Annotated in this window: 16 protein-coding genes and 1 pseudogene; 15 read left to right on the forward strand and 2 right to left on the reverse strand. The window is 70.6% G+C overall.

Features of this window, described 5'->3' with window-relative positions:
* The first annotated feature begins 209 nt into the window (after positions 1-209).
* Positions 210-1,163 carry an FkbM family methyltransferase gene (locus OG214_RS24895; protein ID WP_405986003.1) on the forward strand — a complete coding sequence of 318 codons (954 nt, stop codon included), beginning with the start codon at positions 210-212 and terminating at the stop codon, positions 1,161-1,163.
* 102 nt (positions 1,164-1,265) lie between these two features.
* Here OG214_RS24895 and OG214_RS24900 read toward each other — a convergent pair.
* Positions 1,266-1,523: pseudogene (locus OG214_RS24900) on the reverse strand (ArsR family transcriptional regulator); the annotation flags it as partial.
* A 321-nt stretch (positions 1,524-1,844) separates the two neighbouring features.
* Between OG214_RS24900 and OG214_RS24905 the strand changes: the two are divergent.
* The 8 genes from OG214_RS24905 (at position 1,845) to OG214_RS24940 (ending at position 11,746) form a co-directional block, all read left to right on the forward strand.
* Positions 1,845-2,984 (forward strand): uroporphyrinogen-III synthase, encoded by a 1,140-nt coding sequence (locus OG214_RS24905; RefSeq protein WP_405986004.1) that lies wholly within the window; start codon positions 1,845-1,847, stop codon positions 2,982-2,984.
* A gap of 259 nt (positions 2,985-3,243) precedes the next feature.
* Positions 3,244-3,774: a GNAT family N-acetyltransferase gene (locus tag OG214_RS24910; RefSeq protein WP_405986005.1), complete on the forward strand. Its 531-nt coding sequence runs from the start codon at positions 3,244-3,246 to the stop codon at positions 3,772-3,774.
* 120 nt (positions 3,775-3,894) lie between these two features.
* Positions 3,895-4,488, forward strand: coding sequence for a CGNR zinc finger domain-containing protein (locus OG214_RS24915; protein ID WP_405986006.1), 594 nt, complete (start codon positions 3,895-3,897; stop codon positions 4,486-4,488).
* A gap of 499 nt (positions 4,489-4,987) precedes the next feature.
* The gene (locus OG214_RS24920; protein ID WP_093602753.1) at positions 4,988-5,575 is read left to right on the forward strand and encodes a sigma-70 family RNA polymerase sigma factor; all 588 of its coding nucleotides are present in this window, start codon (positions 4,988-4,990) and stop codon (positions 5,573-5,575) included.
* Entirely contained in the window at positions 5,572-6,426 is an 855-nt protein-coding gene (locus OG214_RS24925; protein ID WP_363081866.1) for a zf-HC2 domain-containing protein, read from the forward strand. The genes OG214_RS24920 and OG214_RS24925 overlap by 4 nt, the downstream gene beginning before the upstream one ends.
* A gap of 63 nt (positions 6,427-6,489) precedes the next feature.
* Positions 6,490-9,057, forward strand: coding sequence for a HelD family protein (locus OG214_RS24930; RefSeq protein ID WP_405986007.1), 2,568 nt, complete (start codon positions 6,490-6,492; stop codon positions 9,055-9,057).
* A gap of 463 nt (positions 9,058-9,520) precedes the next feature.
* Entirely contained in the window at positions 9,521-10,954 is a 1,434-nt protein-coding gene (locus OG214_RS24935) for an NAD-dependent malic enzyme (RefSeq protein WP_363081868.1), read from the forward strand.
* A 510-nt stretch (positions 10,955-11,464) separates the two neighbouring features.
* Entirely contained in the window at positions 11,465-11,746 is a 282-nt protein-coding gene (locus tag OG214_RS24940; protein ID WP_004571953.1) for an HU family DNA-binding protein, read from the forward strand.
* A 218-nt stretch (positions 11,747-11,964) separates the two neighbouring features.
* Here OG214_RS24940 and murA read toward each other — a convergent pair whose 3' ends face one another.
* Positions 11,965-13,305, reverse strand: coding sequence for a UDP-N-acetylglucosamine 1-carboxyvinyltransferase (murA, locus tag OG214_RS24945; protein WP_363081869.1), 1,341 nt, complete (start codon positions 13,303-13,305; stop codon positions 11,965-11,967).
* A gap of 263 nt (positions 13,306-13,568) precedes the next feature.
* Here murA and OG214_RS24950 point away from each other — a divergent pair, with 263 nt between their 5' ends.
* The 6 genes from OG214_RS24950 (at position 13,569) to OG214_RS24975 (ending at position 19,630) form a co-directional block, all read left to right on the forward strand.
* Positions 13,569-14,129, forward strand: coding sequence for a YqgE/AlgH family protein (locus tag OG214_RS24950; protein WP_363081870.1), 561 nt, complete (start codon positions 13,569-13,571; stop codon positions 14,127-14,129).
* Positions 14,130-14,251: 122 nt separating this feature from the next.
* Positions 14,252-14,551 carry a DUF3039 domain-containing protein gene (locus OG214_RS24955; protein ID WP_405986008.1) on the forward strand — a complete coding sequence of 100 codons (300 nt, stop codon included), beginning with the start codon at positions 14,252-14,254 and terminating at the stop codon, positions 14,549-14,551.
* Positions 14,552-14,731: 180 nt separating this feature from the next.
* Positions 14,732-16,036, forward strand: coding sequence for an extracellular solute-binding protein (locus tag OG214_RS24960; protein ID WP_405986009.1), 1,305 nt, complete (start codon positions 14,732-14,734; stop codon positions 16,034-16,036).
* A gap of 5 nt (positions 16,037-16,041) precedes the next feature.
* Positions 16,042-16,983, forward strand: a complete 942-nt coding sequence (locus OG214_RS24965; protein ID WP_363085132.1) for a sugar ABC transporter permease — start codon at positions 16,042-16,044, stop codon at positions 16,981-16,983.
* Complete coding sequence (locus OG214_RS24970; RefSeq protein WP_363085133.1) at positions 16,980-17,819, forward strand: carbohydrate ABC transporter permease; 840 nt, start codon at positions 16,980-16,982, stop codon at positions 17,817-17,819. The genes OG214_RS24965 and OG214_RS24970 overlap by 4 nt, the downstream gene beginning before the upstream one ends.
* 11 nt (positions 17,820-17,830) lie before the next feature.
* Positions 17,831-19,630, forward strand: coding sequence for a beta-N-acetylhexosaminidase (locus OG214_RS24975; protein ID WP_405986010.1), 1,800 nt, complete (start codon positions 17,831-17,833; stop codon positions 19,628-19,630).
* The last annotated feature ends 248 nt before the right edge of the window (positions 19,631-19,878 follow it).

Here is a 19,878-nt window from a genome sequence, read left to right on the forward strand (position 1 = left end):
CCGGTATCGGGGCGGGTGTCCGCGGCTGTGTGTCCGCGACCGGTGTCCGGTGTCCGGGTTGGTCCGTGCCTGGTGTGGGGGGCCTGGACCGGTGTCGCGGGGCGATGATTCGTCCCGTGTTCGACATCCCCACGCCCTCAGTTCATCCGGCGTCGACAGCATCGGCCTACTCGATCGGCAGTTCCGTTGGAAGACTCCTGAGGAGCCGTGTGAAGATCCTCCGCAAGATCTCGTCCCGTATGAGGAGTGCCTCCGGGAAGCCGCGGACCCGCGGACCGGCCGTCGCGCCGCGCGGGACCCGGATACGCGATCTCGACGAGGCGAACCGGCGGACGGGGAAGGAGGCCGCCCGCGTCCGCCCGACCACGACCTCCGAGATCCTCAAGAACCACCGCAAGGCGTTTCCCTACCAGGGGTGGGTGGAGATCGAGTCCGGCCTCTGTCCTCCGTTCGTCATGTTCTGCGCGAACGACGAGGCCGTGGCCCTGGACACCGTCTGGAACGGCCGCTTCGACTATGAGATGGGGAGCCTGCACCACTGGAGCCGGCTGGCCGCCGCCAGCCGCATAGTGCTCGACGTCGGCGCGCACGTCGGGTACTACGCGATGATCGCGGCCCTCTCCAATCCCAGGGCCACCGTGCACGCCTTCGAGCCGGTGCCTCCCATTCACGCCAGGCTGGCCGTCAACCACCGGGCGAACGGTGTCGGGAATCTCGTGCTGCACCAGCGAGGCGTCTCGGACGAAGCGGGCAGGGCGGACATCAACATCCGCTTCCCGCTGGCGGGTCTGCTCTCCACCGGCTCCTCGCTGGAGGAGTTCGCCAAGCCGCCGGCCAGCGCGTTCACCGCGCGCGTCCAACTCGTCACCCTGGACGAGACGCTGGGGGTCACTCCCGTCGACCTGATCAAGATCGATGTCGAGGGGCATGAGCCCAGCGTCCTGGACGGAGCGCGGCATCTCATCAAGCGCGACCGGCCCGTCATCATCCTCGAAGCGCTCGCGTCGACGCCGATGGAAGAACTCACCGGGCCCTTCGCGGATCTCGACTACACGTTCCGCTGGATCTCGGAGGCGGACCGCCGTCTCGTCCCGATCGCCGAGGGGCGCCCAGGCAAGAGCCGGAACCTGATCTTCGCGCCGCGGGAGAACGAGTACGCCTGAGGGCCTGGCGGCTTGGCGGCCTGAGGGCTTGAGGCTCTTGAAGGTCTTGACGGACCTGACGGCGCGGCCCGACGAGGCCGGTCGGTCCGCCGCCGGCGCCGGTCAGTCCGCTGCCAGCAGCGGGAAGAGCCGTGCCACCGCGGCCACCGGCACGGCGTCGGCGGGGCGGGCCGAGGGGTGCTCGTCCCGCTCCCGGTACCCCGCCAGGAGCCCGCGGATGGCGCCGGCGAGCCCGGCCATCTCGGCGGGGGTGAGGTGGACGACGGCGCTGAAGGCCTCGTCGTGCCGCCATTCGCCCGGTGCCTGTGCCCGGTGGGCGAGCCAGCGCTGGTAACTCTCGTCCTCCAGGCGTCGCGCCAGCGTGTGTCCTCGCGCGCCGGGCCGCCCGCGCCGGGGCACGGGGCAAACGGTCCTAGGCCGTGTCTTCGAAGTGGGGTCCGGCCCGTGGACGGGCCTGCCTTCCGCGTGCTCCACTCCGGTCCGACCTGGGCGGTACAGCGGTATACCTTCGCGGGGCGCGGGCCGGAACCTTGCCGGCGGAGCGGGAGCCCAGGCCCGGCCGCGCACAGGGGTGAGCCGTGGAAGCCCGGTTGTTCGTAACAACGGGGAAATGCCGGCGCATCGAGCCTGTCACGCGCCGTTGACAGGCTCGATGCGCTCCGGTGACCGGGAGGTGGAGGCATGGACGGCCGACAGCACGGCCCCCTCGCGGGATTCACGATCGGTGTCACGGCCGCCCGGCGCGCCGATGAACTGGGCGCGCTGCTCCAGCGGCGCGGCGGTTCCGTCGTCCACGCCCCCGCGCTGCGGATCGTACGGCTCGCCGATGACACCGAACTCCTCGCCGCCACCAAGGAACTGATCGGCAACGTCCCCGACGTGGTCGTGGCGACGACGGCGATCGGCTTCCGGGGCTGGATCGAGGCGGCCGACGGCTGGGGCCACGGCGAGGAACTGCTCGCCTGTCTGCGCGGGGTCGAACTGCTCGCCCGGGGGCCCAAGGTGAGGGGCGCCATCCGCGCCGCCGGACTGGTCGAGGCCTGGTCGCCCGGCTCCGAGTCGATGGCCGAGGTGCTCGACCGGCTGCTCGGCGAAGGGGTCGAGGGCCGGCGGGTCGCGCTGCAACTGCACGGCGTACCCCTGCCCGGATTCGTGGAGTCGCTACGGGCCGGGGGCGCCGATGTCGTCGTCGTACCCGTCTACCGCTGGATGCCACCGGAGGATCTCGCCCCGGTCGACCGGCTCATCGACGCGACCGTCGCCCGCGCCGTGGACGCCGTCACCTTCACCAGCGCGCCGGCCGCCGCCGCGCTGCTGTCCCGCGCCGAGGAGCGCGGCCGGCTGTCCGCGCTGCTCGACGCCCTGCACCACGATGTGCTGGCGGCCTGTGTGGGGCCCGTCACCGCGCTGCCGCTCCAGGCGCGCGGGATAGACACCGTTCAGCCGGAGCGCTTCCGGCTCGGACCGCTCGTCCAGGTGCTCTGCGCGGAACTGCCCGCGCGTGCGCGGGCGCTGCCGGTCGCGGGCCGCCGGGTCGAGATCCGCGGCCATGCCGTGCTGGTCGACGGTGAGCTGCGGCCGGTGCCGCCGGCGGGGATGGCGCTGCTGAACGCCCTGGCCCGCAGGCCCGGCTGGGTGGTCTCCCGGGCGGAGCTGCTGCGCGCGCTGCCGGGCGCGGGCCGTGACGAGCACGCCGTGGAGACCGCGATGGCCCGGCTGCGGACCGCGCTGGGCGAGCCCAAGCTGATCCACACCGTGGTCAAGCGCGGCTACCGACTCGCGCTGGACCCGGCGGCGGACTCCAAGTACGCGGACGAGTGAGCGGGGGGCGGACACCGGCGGTGCGCCCATGCACGGGTACGGGTACGGGTACGGGTACGGGTACGAGCGCCCAGGGCATGGCTGCCATGGGTACGGGTGGCACGGTCCGCGCGGTGCCGGTCCGTGCCACGTGCGGCACTGGTACGTGCGGCACTGGTACGCGCGGTGCCGGTCCGTGCGGTGCGGGTGCGTTCTCAGGTACGGGTGTCCTCCGTGAGGCCCTCTGGTACTTCGCGGCGCCGTCGGTACCGTACGGGGAATGGCCCCCCACTCCTCCATCCGCCTCAGACCCTCGGGCCCCGACGACGCCGGAAGTGTCGCCGAGGCACTGGTCCGCAATCGCGCCCATCTGCGTCCCTGGGATCCCCACCGCCCCCCGGATTACTTCACCGCGCGGTTCCAGGCCGAGCGGCTCGCCGATCCCTCCGCGCGCCGCTGGCTGCTCGCCGACGGCACGCGCGTCGTCGGTGAGGCCACGCTCTCCAGCATCGCCCTCGGCGCCTTCCGCAACGCGATCCTCGGCTACTGGATCGACGCCGCGTATCTGAACCGGGGCCTTGCCACCCGCGCCGTCGAAGAGGTCTGCCGCGCGGCCCGCGACGAGTTGGGTCTGCACCGGGTCGAGGCGAGCACACTGCTCGCCAACGCGGCCTCGCAACGGGTGCTGCGCAAATGCGGTTTCGAGCTGTTCGGCACCGCGCCGCTCTATCTTCATATCGACGGAGAGTGGCGGGACCATCATCTCTTCCAGCGCATTCTGCACAACGGGCCGCCGAACCAGGCCTCCTGAGCTTCCTGCCGGGTTCCGGCCCCGACTTCCCGGGCCGGTAGCAGGGGTTCCGGCCGCGTCCGGGGGCAGGCACTCTGAGAAGGAAGGCACCCAACCGGTGAACCCGAGGCGGTGACGGGCATGGCGGCGGGCATGGGCTCGTACGAGTGGCGGTTCGACTCCGGGCGCGTCTGCCTGGATCTGGTGGCCACGGCGGAGCCGACCTCCAGAGGGTGTGAGCAACTCGACGGAGCCGTCCCGCTCCGCGGGTGGCTGATCGGCGCCGGACTGGTGCCGAAGGGAACTCCACTGCGGGCCGTGGACGCCTGCTGGGTCCGGTCCTTCGCCGAACTGCGCGACGGCGTGGGGCAGTTGGTACGTGCCCAGATCGACGGCCGGGACGCGGCCGGCGCCCTGGAGCGGATCAACGCGCTGGCCGCGGGGGCGCCGCCGGGGATCAGGGCCGTACGGGACGAGGACGGCGCGCTCGTACGGGCGCTGAGCACCGAGCCCGAGTGCGACGCGCTGCTGGCGGCCGTGGCCAGGGACGCGGTGGAACTGCTCACCGACCCCGCGGCACGGGCCAGGCTGCGGCAGTGCGAGGGTGACACCTGCCGGCGGGTCTATCTGGACACCTCACGGGGGCGACGGCGCCGCTGGTGCTCCAGCGAGGTCTGCGGCAACCGCGAACGGGTGGCCAGACACCGCCGCCGGGCGGCCCTCGCCCGCGCCTAGGCACCCGGACGGGGTCTGACCGGACGGGGGCCGACCGGACGGGTTCTGAACCGGACAGGGTCCGGTCGCCCCGGCAGTCGGTGACGTCCCGGCGGCCGGTGGCGTCGCGGCGGCCGGTGACTCTCCGGCACGGTCGTGCCCCGGTCCGGTGACGCTGGCCCGGCACGGTGACGCCCCGGCCTCCGGCCCCGGCGACGGGCTTCCCGTCGGGCACCTGAGCCGGTTCCGGTCCCGGACAGGGCCTACTAGGTGATTTCGAGCCAAGTCCACCCGGTGTGAACACGGATGGCGCACAGATTCCATGCAGGGTCCACACACTTCCCGCGCGGCTTCTCCATGGATTCCGCATGGGTCCGGACCGGGGCGAACCCGTCCCAGGTCGCCCGCCCTTCCCCGTAAAAGATCTTGAAAGTTTTTCCGGTTCCGTTGAGTGACCGCGCGCGGGCGTCCGTAGTGATGAGGGAGAAGCAGCCATCAAGGTCTCGACCGGGAGGTTCAGGTGCGCAAGGATGCGGCCGTGGCCGAAGACCGACCTCACCGGGCCCGGCACCGGAGCGAGGTACCGCGCACCAATGTCTCCGTCCCCGACGAGGAGTTGATGCGAGCCCTCTACCGGGAGCACGCCGGACCGCTGCTCGCCTACGTACTGCGTCTTGTCGCGGGCGACCGTCAGCGGGCCGAGGATGTCGTGCAGGAGACACTCATCCGTGCCTGGAAGAACGCCGGCCAGCTCAACCGGGCGACCGGCTCTGTCCGACCCTGGCTGGTGACGGTCGCCCGGCGCATCGTCATCGACGGTCACCGCAGCCGGCAGGCCCGGCCGCAGGAGGTCGACCCGTCGCCGCTGGAGGTCATGCCCGCGGAGGACGAGATCGACAAGGCGTTGTGGCTGATGACGCTCTCTGATGCGCTCGATGATTTGACCCCCGCTCACCGGGAAGTCCTGGTGGAGACGTACTTCAAGGGACGCACGGTCAACGAGGCCGCCGAGACGCTCGGCATACCCAGCGGCACGGTGCGTTCACGGGTGTTCTACGCGCTGCGTTCCATGAAGCTCGCGCTGGAGGAGAGGGGGGTCTCGGCATGACCACGCATGAGCAGTACGGACTGGGCGACGAAAGTACTGTGCACGAAGCCGTCGGCGCGTATGTCCTCGGCATTCTCGACGACGCCGAGGCCACCGCCTTCGAGGCGCATCTGGCCGGCTGCCGCATCTGCGCCGTCAACCTGGAGGAGTTCTCCGGGATGGAGCCGATGCTGGCCATGCTGGCGGACGGCCCGGACCCGTTCGCGGGGCCCGGGGCGCTCGGCGGGCCCGGTTCGCTCGGCTCACTGGCCCCCGTGGTGCCACTGGCCGAGCTGCCGACGCCGTCCGTCTCCGTACAGCCCAGCCCGCAGCTCCTCGGCCGGCTGGTCGACGAGGTCGCCGTCCGGCGCGCCCGGCGCAGGCGCCGCGGGATGTATCTGGTCGCCGCCGCCGCGGCGCTGATCATCGGCGGTCCGGTGGTGGCCGTCACCGTCGCCGGAGGGGACGGCGGGACCAGCAACGAGGCCGCCGACCCGCACCCCACCAGCCCGGCCGAGGACGCGTTCTTCAACCACATGCCGGACAAGGTCTGGGCGACGGACGCCACGACCAAGGTCAGCGCGACGATCGGGATGGAGCCGAAGGGCTGGGGTACGCACACGGTCCTGGAGCTGAAGAATGTGAAGGGTCCGCTCAAGTGCAGTCTGGTCGCCGTCTCCAGGACGGGCGAGGAGGAGGTCGTCACCTCCTGGTCGGTGCCGAAGTGGGGATACGGCATCGCCGACAGCCCGAACAAGGTCTCCAAGAGCCCGCTGTACGTCCACGGCGGCACGGCCATGGACAGCAACGACATCGATCACTTCGAGGTCCGTACGTTCGACGGACAGCGACTGGTGGAGGTCGACGCCTGACATACCGGCCCCCCTTCGCGTACGGTTGACGGCTGCCCGACGCACGTTATGAAGGGGGCCCCGGTGGCCGCGCAGGATGCCGCTGTTCAATCCGCTGGACCGGCCGTCGATCCGGTACGCGACACGGGGCACGACTCCGTACGCGACCGTGAGATCGACGGCGAACAGCGCCATCTGGACCAGGTGTACCGCCGCCTCGAGGAGAAGATCCACGAGGCGGAGTTCCTGATGCACGACGCCGCCAAACGGGGGCAGGTCGGCACACCCGGAGCGCTCGCCGAGCGCGACGCCCAGGTCTTCCGGGCCGGGATCCATCTCAACCGGCTCAACAACGAATTCGAGGACTTCCTCTTCGGGCGGATCGATCTGCTGCCCGGCAAGGACGGGCAGAAGGGCCCGGACGGCGCCTACACCTCGGTCGAACCCGCCGACGACGCCATCAGGGCGGACCGTACGGCCGATATCGCCGAGACCCTGCACATCGGCCGGATCGGCGTCCTGGACTCCGACTACTCGCCGCTGGTCATCGACTGGCGCGCACCGGCCGCCGCGCCCTTCTACCGCTCCACCCCGGTCGATCCGGGCCGGGTGGTGCGGCGCAGGGTCATCCGCTCCAAGGGCCGCAGGGTCCTCGGGGTCGAGGACGATCTGATGCGTCCCGAGCTGACCGCGTCGCTGGACGGCGCGGCGCTGCCGGTCATCGGTGACGGCGCGCTGATGGCCGCGCTCGGACAGGCGCGCAGCCACACGATGCGGGACATCGTCTCCTCGATCCAGGCGGAACAGGACCTGGTGATCCGGGCCCCGGCCGCGTCCGTCACCGAGGTGTCGGGCGGTCCCGGCACCGGCAAGACGGCGGTGGCGCTGCACCGCGCCGCGTATCTGCTCTACCAGGACCGGCGGCGGTACGCGGGCGGCATCCTGGTCGTCTCGCCGACGCCGCTGCTGGTCGCGTACACGGAGGGGGTGCTCCCCTCGCTGGGCGAGGAGGGCCAGGTCGCGATCCGCGCGGTCGGGTCGCTGGTCGACGGCGCGGAGGCCACGGCGTACGACGAACCGGCCGTCGCCCGGGTCAAGGGCTCGGCGCGGATGCTGAAGGTGCTGCGCAAGGCGGCCAGAGGAGCGCTGGAGGGCGCCCCGGCGACGGCTCCCGGCGGCCGTGGCGGACGGCCGGGCCGCGCGGTGGGCGCGGGTGCGGGAACGGGCCGCGCGGTGAGCGCGGGCGCGGGTGCGGGACAGCTCGCCTTCGGTGAGGAGCCCGAGGAGTCCCGGCAGGCCGAGGAGTCCCAGGAGGCCGGGGAGGCCCCGGACACCGAGGACACCGCGTATGCCGACGGTGGCGTGGCGCGCGGCGGCCGGGGCGGGGCGCCGGTACGGCTGCGGGTCGTCGCCTTCGGCCGCCGGATCGAACTCGAAGCCGACGAGCTGCGCCGTATCCGCGAGTCCGTGCTCGGCGGGACCGCGCCGGTCAATCTGCTGCGTCCGCGCGCCCGCCGGCTGCTGCTGGACGCGCTGTGGGCCAAGTCCGGGTCGGCCGGGCGCCACACCGACCCCGAGCTGGCCGCCGAACTGCGCTCCTCCTTCGACGAGGACGTCACCTCCGAGGACAGCTTCATCGGGTTCCTCGACGCGTGGTGGCCCGAGCTGACCCCGCGCGGGGTGCTCGCCGCGATGGCCGACGAGCGGCGGCTCGCCCGCTGGTCCCGCCGGATCCTCAACCAGGGCGAGACCCGGCGGCTGGCGCGCTCGCTCAAGCGGCTGGGCGCCGACGGCAAGGGCCCGCTCTCGGTCCATGACGTGGCGCTGCTGGACGAGCTGGAGACCCTGCTGGGCACGCCCGCGCGCCCCAGGAAGCGCCGTGAACTCGATCCGCTGGACCAGCTCACCGGTCTGGAGGAGCTGATGCCGCAGCGCGAGGAGACCCAGCGCGAGCGCGCGGAGCGGCTGGCGGCGGAGCGTACGGAGTACGCGCATGTCATCGTCGACGAGGCACAGGACCTCACCCCCATGCAGTGGCGGATGGTCGGCCGCCGCGGCCGGCACGCCACCTGGACGGTCGTCGGCGACGCGGCGCAGTCGTCCTGGTCGGACCCGGACGAGGCGGGCGAGGCGCGCGACGAGGCGCTCGGCACCCGGCCGCGCCGCCGCTTCACCCTGACCGTCAACTACCGCAACCCGGCGGAGATCGCGGCGCTCGCGGCGAAGGTGCTGGCCCTCGCGATGCCCGGGATGGAGTCCCCGAGGGCGGTGCGCTCCACCGGCGTGGAGCCGCGCTTCTCCGTCGTACGGGACGGGGATCTCGCCGCGGCCGTACGGGCCGAGGCGGGGCGGCTGCTGGAGCGGGTCGACGGCACGGTCGGTGTCGTCGTCGCCATGAACCGGCGCGAGCAGGCGGCGCGCTGGCTGGCCGGGCTCGGCGAACGGGTGGTGGCGCTGGGCAGCCTGGAGGCCAAGGGCCTGGAGTACGACGCGACGGTCGTGGTCTCGCCCGCGGAGATCGCGGACGAGTCACCGGCCGGGCTGCGGGTGCTGTACGTGGCGCTCACCCGCGCGACCCAGCAGCTCACGGTCGTCTCGACGGCCCGTGACGAGCCGGACCCGGAGGGAGTACCGGACCTGCTCCGGGATTGATTCCAAGTCAACTCGCACCGGAGGAATCACTTCCGGGAGTGGTTTGTTAGCCTGGGTACGGCACCGGCCCGATCCAAGCCCCCGGGCCCAACCTTCGTCGCTTCGAGCGACCACTTGCCGCGAGGCGAGCATGGCGGGTCGGTGCCATCTCACTCTTTCCGTTTCTTCACACGGAGAAGTTCGCGGGTCCGACACTTCTTGGGTCTTCACACCAAGGAGTTCTCGGGCCCGCTTCTTCGCGTGCGGACCACACTTCTGTCAGCGGGCCTTCACCAGCCATTGGTGGGGGCCTGCTTCTGTTGGGCGTACCGCTGTTAGGGTCTCCCGCATCGTGGAAGGCGCCTTCCGATGGTGGGGGTCCTTACCCGCTACCCCGTAGTAGGTGCGACCATCGGTACGCGCCGCGGGGACTGGGGTCCGGGCGGCGCGGCACAGTGGCTAGGGAAAGCAGAGGAACTCGGTCATGGCAACGGCGCCCAGCGTCTCGTACTCGATGACGGTCAGGCTGGAGGTGCCCGCGAGCGGTACCGCGGTCTCCCAGCTCACCACGGCCGTGGAGTCCTCCGGTGGCTCCGTGACCGGCCTTGACGTGACCGCCTCCGGCCACGAGAAGCTGCGGATCGACGTCACGATCGCCGCGACCTCCACGGCACACGCGGACCAGATCGTCGCGCAGCTCCGCGGGATCGAGGGCGTCGTCCTCGGCAAGGTCTCCGACCGTACGTTCCTGATGCACCTCGGCGGCAAGATCGAGATGCAGTCGAAGCACCCCATCCGCAACCGTGACGATCTCTCCATGATCTACACCCCGGGGGTGGCCCGTGTCTGCATGGCCATCGCGGAGAACCCCGAGGACGCCCGCCGGCTGACCATCAAGCGCAACTCCGTCGCGGTCGTGACCGACGGCTCCGCCGTGCTCGGCCTCGGCAACATCGGTCCCATGGCCGCGCTGCCGGTCATGGAGGGCAAGGCGGCCCTCTTCAAGCGCTTCGCCGGCATCGACGCCTGGCCGATCTGCCTGGACACCCAGGACACCGACGCCATCGTCGAGATCGTCAAGGCGATCGCCCCCGGCTTCGCGGGCATCAATCTGGAGGACATCTCCGCGCCCCGCTGCTTCGAGATCGAGGCACGGCTGCGCGAGGCCCTGGACATCCCGGTCTTCCACGACGACCAGCACGGCACCGCGATCGTGGTGCTCGCGGCCCTGACCAACGCGCTGCGTGTGGTGGGCAAGGCCATCGAGGACGTACGGGTCGTGATGTCCGGCGCGGGCGCGGCCGGCACGGCCATCCTCAAGCTGCTGATCGCGGCGGGCGTCAAGCACGCGGTGGTCGCCGACATCCACGGTGTGGTGCACGCGGGCCGCGAGGACCTGGTCGAGGCGACCCCCGGGTCACCGCTGCGCTGGATCGCCGACAACACCAACCCCGAGGGTGTCACCGGCACGCTGAAGCAGGCCGTGGTCGACGCGGACGTCTTCATCGGCGTCTCGGCCCCGAACGTGCTGGACGGCGACGATGTCGCGGCCATGGCGGACGGCGCGATCGTCTTCGCGCTCGCCAACCCGGACCCCGAGGTGGAACCGGCGATCGCGCGCGAGACGGCTGCCGTCGTGGCCACGGGACGCTCCGACTTCCCCAACCAGATCAACAACGTGCTGGTCTTCCCCGGTGTCTTCCGCGGTCTGCTGGACGCCCAGTCCCGCACGGTCAACACGGAGATGATGCTGGCCGCGGCGTCCGCGCTGGCGGATGTCGTCAGCGAGGACGAGCTGAACCCGAACTACATCGTGCCCTCCGTCTTCAACGACAAGGTCGCGGGCGCGGTGGCGGGCGCGGTGCGCGACGCGGCCAGGGCGGCCGCGGGCGGTGTGACGACCCCCACGTCGGTCTGACCCGTAGTATCCCGGCCTCCGGGCCCGAATCCGGGCCCGGCCTCGGCCCCCGGCCCGCGGTCACGTCGGCCGGGCGCCGGGACCCGGCCGGGCGCGCGGTGCCGTCCCCGTATCCGGGTATACGCCCAGGTGGCGCACTGCTGTGGCGCGCCCCACGTACGCGCGTACCCGGCGCGTCGCGATTCGCCGGGCCCCACGGGCCCCTCTAGGGTGGCGGACCATGAGCCCCGCCGCTCCAGGGAGGTTTTCAGGGCCTTCGGGGGGTTCAGGGCTCCAAGGCTCCAAGGAGTCTCCACAGAGTCCACGGAACGTCACGACGACGAGGCAGTGGCGCTTTTCGTGTGACTCCGGAGGGTGCCGGATTGGCTTTCCCGCCGCTGGTGGGGGCAGGATGCGTATTCGGGCGCGAGGGTCTGTCAGCAGACCCGGGTCCGGGGACTGTCCGAGGGCCCTGGCAGCATCGGCTTCGATCTCACGCCTCACAGGCAAGAAGAACACGGGAGTAACAACATGAACCGCAGTGAGCTGGTGGCCGCCCTGGCCGACCGCGCCGAGGTGACCCGCAAGGACGCCGACGCTGTGCTGGCCGCTCTCGCCGAGACGGTCGGCGAGGTCGTCGCCAAGGGCGACGAGAAGGTCACCATCCCCGGCTTTCTGACCTTCGAGCGCACCCACCGTGCCGCTCGCACCGCTCGTAACCCGCAGACCGGTGACCCGATCCAGATCCCGGCCGGCTACAGCGTGAAGGTCTCCGCGGGCTCCAAGCTCAAGGAAGCCGCCAAGGGCAAGTAAGACCGAGACGCATCCATAGGCAACGCTCAGGGGCGGCCACCCGGACCGGGTGGCCGCCCCTCGGTGTGCCGGAGGCCGCCGGTGACCGCCGGAGGCCCCTCGCGTACCCGGAGACCCCCTCCGTACCGCCCGGCCCTCAGAAGGCCGCAGGCCAGGCGCGTGCGGGGCCACCGGCGGCGCGGAGAACGGACGCGGCGGCGGGGTCGGACGCGGCGGGGTCAGACGAGCGCGCCGCCCGGCAGCTCGACCTTCGCGCCCAGCTCCACCAGCTTCTCCATGAAGTTCTCGTAGCCGCGGTTGATCAGATCGATGCCGTGCACCCGGGACGTGCCCTGGGCCGCCAGTGCCGCGATCAGATACGAGAAGCCGCCGCGCAGGTCGGGGATGACCAGATCCGCGCCCTGGAGCCGGGTGGGACCCGAGACGACCGCGGAGTGCAGGAAGTTGCGCTGGCCGAAGCGGCAGTCGGAGCCGCCCAGGCACTCGCGGTAGAGCTGGATGTGCGCGCCCATCTGGTTGAGCGCGGAGGTGAATCCGAGCCTCGACTCGTACACCGTCTCGTGGACGATGGAGAGACCCGAGGCCTGGGTCAGGGCCACCACCAGCGGCTGCTGCCAGTCGGTCTGGAAGCCGGGGTGCACATCCGTCTCCAGCGCGATCGCGTTGAGCGAGCCGCCGGGATGCCAGAAGCGGATGCCCTCGTCGTCGATCTCGAAGGCGCCGCCGACCTTGCGGTAGGTGTTGAGGAAGGTCATCATCGAGCGCTGCTGCGCGCCGCGTACATAGATGTTGCCCTCGGTGGCCAGCGCGGCCGACGCCCAGGAGGCGGCCTCCAGCCGGTCCGGGATGGCGCGGTGCGTATAGCCGTCGAGCCGGTCGACACCGGTGATCCGGATCGTCCGGTCCGTGTCCATCGAGATGATCGCGCCCATCTTCTGGAGCACACAGATCAGATCCTCGATCTCCGGCTCCACCGCGGCGTTCGACAGCTCGGTGACGCCCTCGGCCAGCACGGCCGTCAGCAGCACCTGCTCGGTCGAGCCGACCGACGGATAGGGCAGCCGGATCTTCGTACCGCGCAGTCGCTGCGGGGCCTCCAGGTACTGGCCGTCCGCGCGCTTCTCGATCGTCGCGCCGAACCGGCGCAGCACGTCGAAGTGGAAGTCGATCGGCCGGCCGCCGATGTCGCAGCCGCCGAGACCGGGGATGAAGGCATGACCGAGCCGGTGCAGCAGCGGGCCGCAGAAGAGGATCGGAATACGCGACGAACCCGCGTGGGCGTCGATGTCGGCGACATTGGCGCTCTCGACATGCGTCGGATCGAGGATCAGCTCGCCCGGTTCGTCGCCGGGGCGGACGGTCACCCCGTGGAGCTGGAGCAGCCCCCGCACCACCCGTACATCGCGGATGTCCGGCACATTGCGCAGCCGGCTCGGGCCACTGCCGAGCAGTGCGGCGACCATCGCCTTCGGCACCAGGTTCTTCGCGCCTCGGACCCGGATCTCGCCCTCCAGCGGAGTTCCGCCGTGGACAAGCATTACATCGTCTGTGCCGGTCATGAATCTCGCGTTCCGGAGTGGGCGGGCAGGTGGCCAAGGAAAAGGGTAAGGGGCCGGGACCCCTGTGCCGTAAGGCCTGGGACAGCCTTGGACCGGAATGGAACGCGGTACGACACCTACCGTTCCCGTCCCCTCGCGGAGGGTTACCGGCGGCGCCTTTCCCGGCCGTGCGCTCCCGCTGCCGCCGTGCGCCCTGAGCTGCGTTCACACCTACCGTGCCGGGCACGCCCCGTGGAGGACGAAGATGCGGGATCATGTCTCGCATGACCGAGGTGTCCTCGCTCACAGGGCGGCTGCTCGTCGCGACACCCGCCCTCACCGACCCGAATTTCGAGCGCGCGGTGGTCCTCCTGCTCGATCACGACGAGGAGGGCTCACTCGGCGTGGTCCTCAACAGGCCGACCCCGGTGGATGTCGGAGACATCCTGGAGTCCTGGGGGGAGTTGGCGGGCGAGCCCGGTGTGGTCTTCCAGGGCGGTCCCGTATCGCTCGACTCGGCGCTCGGACTCGCCGTCATACCGGGGGAGGAAGGACCCCTGGGCTGGCGCCGGGTGTACGGCGCGATCGGCCTGGTCGATCTGGAGACCCCGCCGGAGCTGCTCGCGCGGGCGCTCGGTTCGCTGCGGATCTTCGCCGGCTACGCGGGCTGGGGCCCCGGCCAGTTGGAGGCCGAACTGCGCGAAGGGGCCTGGTACGTCGTCGAGTCGGAGCCGGGCGACGTGTCGTCCCCGCGCCCCGAGCGGCTCTGGCGCGCGGTGCTGCGACGCCAGCGCAGTGAGCTGGCCATGGTGGCGACATACCCGGACGATCCCTCCCTCAACTGACCCTTCGTGCGGGCGCGGGCCAAGGTGCGGTCGGCGTGTCGGCGCGATGTGTGAGCGTACGGATGCGGAGTGCATGGACCCGGAGCCTCCGACACCCGCCCTTCGTGAGTACCCTGGCTCCCATGAGCACTCTTGAGCCCGAGCGCGGGGCAGGTACGGGCACCCTCGTGGAGCCGACACCAAAGGTGTCGCACGGCGACGGCGACCACGAGCGCTTCGCCCACTACGTCCAGAAGGACAAGATCATGGCGAGCGCCCTCGACGGCACTCCCGTGGTCGCACTGTGCGGAAAGGTCTGGGTACCGGGGCGCGACCCCAAGAAGTACCCGGTCTGTCCGATGTGCAAGGAGATCTACGAGTCCATGGGTCCCGGCGGGGACAAGGACAAGGGCAAGGGCGGTAAGGACAAGAGCAAGAAGTAACGGCTGGTCCTCCGTCGCGCGTTTCCGGCCGTCGCCGCCGCTGTTTCGCCGCCGTGTCCGCTGCAACGAAATGGTTGAGACCACTTGTCGGCGTGATCCGGCCACGCCTAGTCTCCTGCGTGTTGTGCAGCACGAAACGTGCGTTGCGCATGCTGCAACGCCAACTCGTAGGGACCCCGGATGAAGCTTTCTGCCCGTATGACGATCCCCCTCGCGGCCCTCGCGCTCGTCGGCCTCACCGCCACCGCGTGCGCCCCGCAGACATCCGACACCAGCGCCACCAAGGACGAGAAGAGCGGCACCCTGCGCGTCTGGCTCTTCCAGGAGGTCAGCAACAAGCCCAAGGAGCAGGTCGTCGACGCCGCCGTCGCCGCCTTCGGCAAGGAGCACGAGGGCGCGAAGGTGGAGATCGAGTACATCCCGGTCGAGACCCGTGCCCAGCGCATCAAGGCCGCGTTCAACGACCCGAAGAGCGCGCCCGATCTGATCGAGTACGGCAACACCGACACGGCCGGATATGTGAAGGACGGCGGACTCGCCGATGTCACCGCGGAGTTCAACGCCTGGGACGAGGCCAAGGACACCGACCCGACGGCGAAGCGGTCCGTCACCGTGGACGGAAAGATCTACGGGGCGCCGCTCTTCGTCGGCGTCCGCGCGCTCTACTACCGCACCGATGTCTTCGAGGAACTGGGGATCAAGGCCCCCACGTCACAGACCGAGCTGATCTCCACGGCCAAGAAGATCCACAAGGCGAAGCCGGATCTGTACGGGCTCGCGGTCGGCGGCGCGTACACCTACGGCGCCATGCCGTTCCTCTGGGCGAACGGCGGCGAACTCGCCGAGGAGAGCGGCGGTACGTACAAGGCCGCGGTCAACAGTCCGGCCGCCCGCAAGGGCATCGAGGCCTACACCTCCCTCTTCGGCGACGACAACTGTCCGGCCGCCAAGTGCGCCTCCATGGGCGGCAACGCGACGGTGACGGCCTTCGCCTCGGGCAAGGCCGCGATGGCGATAGGCGGTGACTTCAGTCACTCCGCCGTCGAGGCGGGCTCGGTGAAGGGCAAGTACGCGGTGGTGCCGCTGCCCGGTGTCACGGCGGGTTCGGTCGCGCCGGCGTTCGCGGGCGGCAACAACATCGGCGTCCTCAAGAGCAGTTCGCACCGTACGCTCGCGGTGGACCTGCTGAAGTCGCTCACCGGCAAGGACACCCAGGCCAAGCTGTTCGACGCGATGGGCTTCCTGCCGACGTACACGGACGTGCTGGCGGAGTCGGCGCAGAAGGAGCCGTTCGTCGAGCCCTTCGTACGGACCCTGGGCGCGGGCGCCAGGTTCGTACCCGCGTCGCCGGGCTGGGCCCAGATCGACTCCTCGCTCGTCCTGCCGACCATGTTCCAGGAGATCGTCAGCGGCCGTAAGGACGTCGCCACGGCGTCCGACGAGGCCGCGAAGAAGATGGACGCCGCCTTCGCGTCCGCGAGCTGACCGCGATGACGAACCGCACCGACGGCCCGGCGGCGGTCGCCGCCGCCGGCCGTAAGGGCCCTCGGCGGGCGGGCGAGGGGGGCTGGACACCCTGGCTCTATCTCGCCCCCGCCCTCGTCGTCCTCGGCGGGCTGCTGGTCTACCCGATCTACCAGCTCGGTCTGATCTCCTTTCTGGAGTACACCCAGGCCCAGGTCAGCGGCGGTGAACCCACCACCTTCAAGGGCTTCGGCAACTACGCCGAGCTCTTCGGGGACAGCCAGTTCTGGCAGGTGCTGCTGGCGACCGTGGTCTTCGCCGCCGCGTGCGTACTCGCCACCCTCGCGGTGGGCTGCGCGCTCGCCGTCCTGCTGACCCGGGTCCGGGCCCTGCCCCGTCTCGCGCTGATGCTCGCCGCCCTCGGTGCCTGGGCCACCCCGGCGATCACCGGCTCCACGGTCTGGGTCTTTCTCTTCGACCCGGACTACGGCCCCGTCAACCGGCTGCTGGGGCTCGGTGACTTCTCCTGGACGTACGGCCGTTACAGCGCCTTCACCCTCGTGCTGCTCGAAGTCGTCTGGTGCTCCTTCCCGTTCGTGATGGTGACCGTGTACGCGGGCATCAAGGCGATCCCCGGCGAGGTGCTGGAGGCGGCCTCCCTCGACGGCGCGTCGCAGTGGCGGATCTGGCGGTCCGTCACCGCGCCGATGCTCCGGCCGATCCTGCTGGTCGTCACCATTCAGTCGATCATCTGGGACTTCAAGGTCTTCACCCAGATCTATGTGATGACCAACGGAGGCGGAATCGCGGGCCAGAATCTCGTGCTCAATGTGTACGCCTATCAGAAGGCCTTCGCGTCCTCGCAGTACAGCCTGGGCTCGGCGATCGGTGTGGTCATGCTGCTGATTCTGCTGGCGGTCACACTCGTCTATCTGCGACTGATCCGGCGCCGGGGAGAAGAACTGTGAACCTGCTCCGTATTCGCCGTCCCTGGCGGCTGGCCGCCGAGGCATCGGCCCTCGTCATCGCCGTGATCGTGGCCTTTCCGCTGTACTGGATGGTGCTCTCGGCGGTCAAACCCGCGGGCGAGATCCAGTCCACCGAGGCCCGTCCCTGGACGCTCTCACCGTCGCTGGACTCCTTCCGCCGGGTCTTCGAACAGCAGGAATTCGGGCGGTACTTCCTCAACAGTCTGGCGGTCGCGGGCACGGTCGTGATCGTCTCCGCGCTGATCGCGTTTCTGGCGGCCACGGCGGTGACCCGCTTCCGCTTCCGATTCCGTACGACCCTGCTGATCATGTTCCTCGTCGCGCAGATGGTGCCGGTCGAGGCGCTGACCATCCCGCTGTTCTTCCTGATGCGGGACGCCGGGCTGCTCAATACGCTCGGCTCGCTCGTCCTGCCGCATCTCGCCTTCTCGCTGCCGTTCGCGGTCTGGATGCTGCGGGGATTCGTCAAGGCGGTCCCCGAAGCGCTGGAGGAGGCCGCGTACATCGACGGGGCGAGCCGCACCCGGTTCCTGTGGCAGATCCTTTTTCCGCTGGTCTTCCCCGGGCTTGTGGCGACGAGCGTCTTCTCCTTCATCTCGACCTGGAACGACTTCCTCTTCGCCAAGTCCTTCATCATCAGCGACACCTCCCAGTCGACGCTTCCCATGGCGCTGCTGGTCTTCTTCAAACCGGACGAGAACGACTGGGGCGGCATCATGGCCGCGTCCACCGTGATGACCATTCCGGTGCTCGTTTTCTTCGTACTCGTACAGCGGCGTCTGGTCTCCGGACTCGGCGGCGCGGTCAAGGATTGAGGGCCTACGAGATGGATCTGATCCCGAATCCCCGGCGGACCGCTCCCGCACCGCGGGAGGCCGCTCCTCTCCGGCTCGACGGCGGGACGGTGATCGAGGCGGCGCCCGGCACGGAGGGCGTGGCCCGCTGGCTCCGTACGACCGTCGGCGCCGCCACCGGTCTGCCGCTCCCCGACGGAGTGCCAGGCCCGGACGGCTCCGGCGGCTCCGGCGGCTCTGACAACTCCGGCGGCTCCGGTGGCTCCGGCGGGCGGATCGTCCTGGGCATCAGCCCCGTCATCGCGCGGGAGTCGGGCCCCGAGGGCTACCGGATCGCCGTCGACGCGGAGGCGGTCCGTATCGAGGGCGGCGGTCCCGCCGGGGTCTTCTGGGGGGCGCAGACCCTCCGTCAGCTTCTCGGCCCCGACGCCTACCGCGCGGCGCCGGCCGGCCCGCCGCGCGCGTGGACCGTACCGGTGACCGTCATCGAGGACGCGCCCCGCTTCGCCTGGCGGGGTCTGATGCTCGATGTGTCACGGCACTTCATGCCCAAGGACGGCGTCCTGCGCTATCTGGACCTGCTCGCCGCCCACAAGCTGAATGTCTTCCACTTCCATCTCACCGACGACCAGGGATGGCGTGTGGAGATCAAGCGCCATCCACGGCTGACCGAGGTCGGCGCCTGGCGCTCGCGCACCAAATGGGGCCACCGCGCCTCGGAGTTGTGGGACGAGAAGCCGCACGGCGGTTACTACACCCAGGACGACATCCGCGAGATCGTCGCGTACGCCGCCGAGCGGCATATCACCGTCGTCCCCGAGATCGATATCCCGGGCCATTCACAGGCGGCCATCGCCGCGTATCCGGAACTCGGCAACACCGATGTCATCGACACGACCTCCCTCACCGTCTGGGACACCTGGGGCATTACCGCGAACGTACTCGCCCCCACTGACAACACCCTCCGCTTCTACGAGGGCGTCTTCGAGGAACTCCTTGAACTCTTCCCCGCGTCCTCCTCGCCGTTCGTCCACATCGGCGGCGACGAGTGCCTCAAGGACCAGTGGAAGCGCTCCCCGGCCGCCCAGGCCCGGATGGCGGAACTGGGCCTGGCCGACGAGGACCAGCTCCAGTCCTGGATCGTCCGGCACTTCGACCGCTGGCTCGCCGAGCGGGGCCGGCGGCTGATCGGCTGGGACGAGATCCTGGAGGGCGGGCGCGCGGCCGGCGGGGACGGCGTGAGCGGGGACGGGCACGGCGGGGGCAGCGTGAGCGGGGACGGGGACGGGGACGGCGGGGGCGGGACGACGGACCTGGGACTCTCCCCGGGCGCCGCCGTGTCGTCATGGCGCGGCTACGCGGGCGGGATCGCCGCCGCCAGGGCCGGCCACGACGTGGTCATGTGCCCCGAACAGCAGGTCTATCTGGACCACCGTCAGGCGGCGGGCGAGGACGAGCCGATGCCCATCGGATACGTCCGCACCCTGGAGGACGTCTACCGGTTCGAGCCCGTACCGCCCCAGCTCACCGCGGCGGAGGCGGCCCATGTGCTCGGTGCTCAGGCCAATGTCTGGACCGAGGTGATGCAGGACCGCTCCCGCGTCGACTACCAGGTCTTCCCCCGGCTGGCCGCCTTCGCCGAGGTCGTGTGGTCCTCGCTCCCCGCCCCCGTGGAGCGGGATTACGCCGATTTCGAACGGCGTATGGCCGGGCACTACCGGCGCCTTGACGCACTCGGGGTCGAATACCGCCCGCCCGGCGGCCCGTTGCCGTGGCAGCGCCGCCCCGGTGTGCTCGGACGCCCGATCGAGGGGGCGCCGCCAAACGTGTGAGCCCAGGCGGAAGCCGGGCGTCCCGATCCCCCGCCCCTGGGACCGTGGCCACGCGTGTGACCGTGCGCGGGATAAGTCGTACAAGGAACGCCGAAGAGTGGCATTCCGTATGTGACGGCGAAGAGGTGTGAAACCGGACCTTCCCCCTGGTGGGGGACGGATCCGCCCTTCGCGGACCCTCGCGTCGGCGGGCCCGGAAGATGTGCCAGAGTTGCCACGTCCGGGCTGTGAGCACGTACGGTACGGCA

Origin of the sequence: Streptomyces sp. NBC_00872, from assembly GCF_045161915.1 — a bacterium.
Taxonomy (GTDB): domain Bacteria; phylum Actinomycetota; class Actinomycetes; order Streptomycetales; family Streptomycetaceae; genus Streptomyces.

Coding starts and splice junctions, on each gene's coding strand:
- OG214_RS24935 (WP_363081868.1), top strand. CDS start 9,521: ATGGCAACGGCGCCCAGCGTCTCGTACTCGATGACGGTCAGGCTGGAG.
- OG214_RS24910 (WP_405986005.1), top strand. CDS start 3,244: ATGGCCCCCCACTCCTCCATCCGCCTCAGACCCTCGGGCCCCGACGAC.
- OG214_RS24950 (WP_363081870.1), top strand. CDS start 13,569: ATGACCGAGGTGTCCTCGCTCACAGGGCGGCTGCTCGTCGCGACACCC.
- murA (WP_363081869.1), bottom strand. CDS start 13,305: ATGACCGGCACAGACGATGTAATGCTTGTCCACGGCGGAACTCCGCTG.
- OG214_RS24975 (WP_405986010.1), top strand. CDS start 17,831: ATGGATCTGATCCCGAATCCCCGGCGGACCGCTCCCGCACCGCGGGAG.
- OG214_RS24940 (WP_004571953.1), top strand. CDS start 11,465: ATGAACCGCAGTGAGCTGGTGGCCGCCCTGGCCGACCGCGCCGAGGTG.
- OG214_RS24955 (WP_405986008.1), top strand. CDS start 14,252: ATGAGCACTCTTGAGCCCGAGCGCGGGGCAGGTACGGGCACCCTCGTG.
- OG214_RS24925 (WP_363081866.1), top strand. CDS start 5,572: ATGACCACGCATGAGCAGTACGGACTGGGCGACGAAAGTACTGTGCAC.
- OG214_RS24905 (WP_405986004.1), top strand. CDS start 1,845: ATGGACGGCCGACAGCACGGCCCCCTCGCGGGATTCACGATCGGTGTC.
- OG214_RS24960 (WP_405986009.1), top strand. CDS start 14,732: ATGAAGCTTTCTGCCCGTATGACGATCCCCCTCGCGGCCCTCGCGCTC.
- OG214_RS24915 (WP_405986006.1), top strand. CDS start 3,895: ATGGCGGCGGGCATGGGCTCGTACGAGTGGCGGTTCGACTCCGGGCGC.
- OG214_RS24965 (WP_363085132.1), top strand. CDS start 16,042: ATGACGAACCGCACCGACGGCCCGGCGGCGGTCGCCGCCGCCGGCCGT.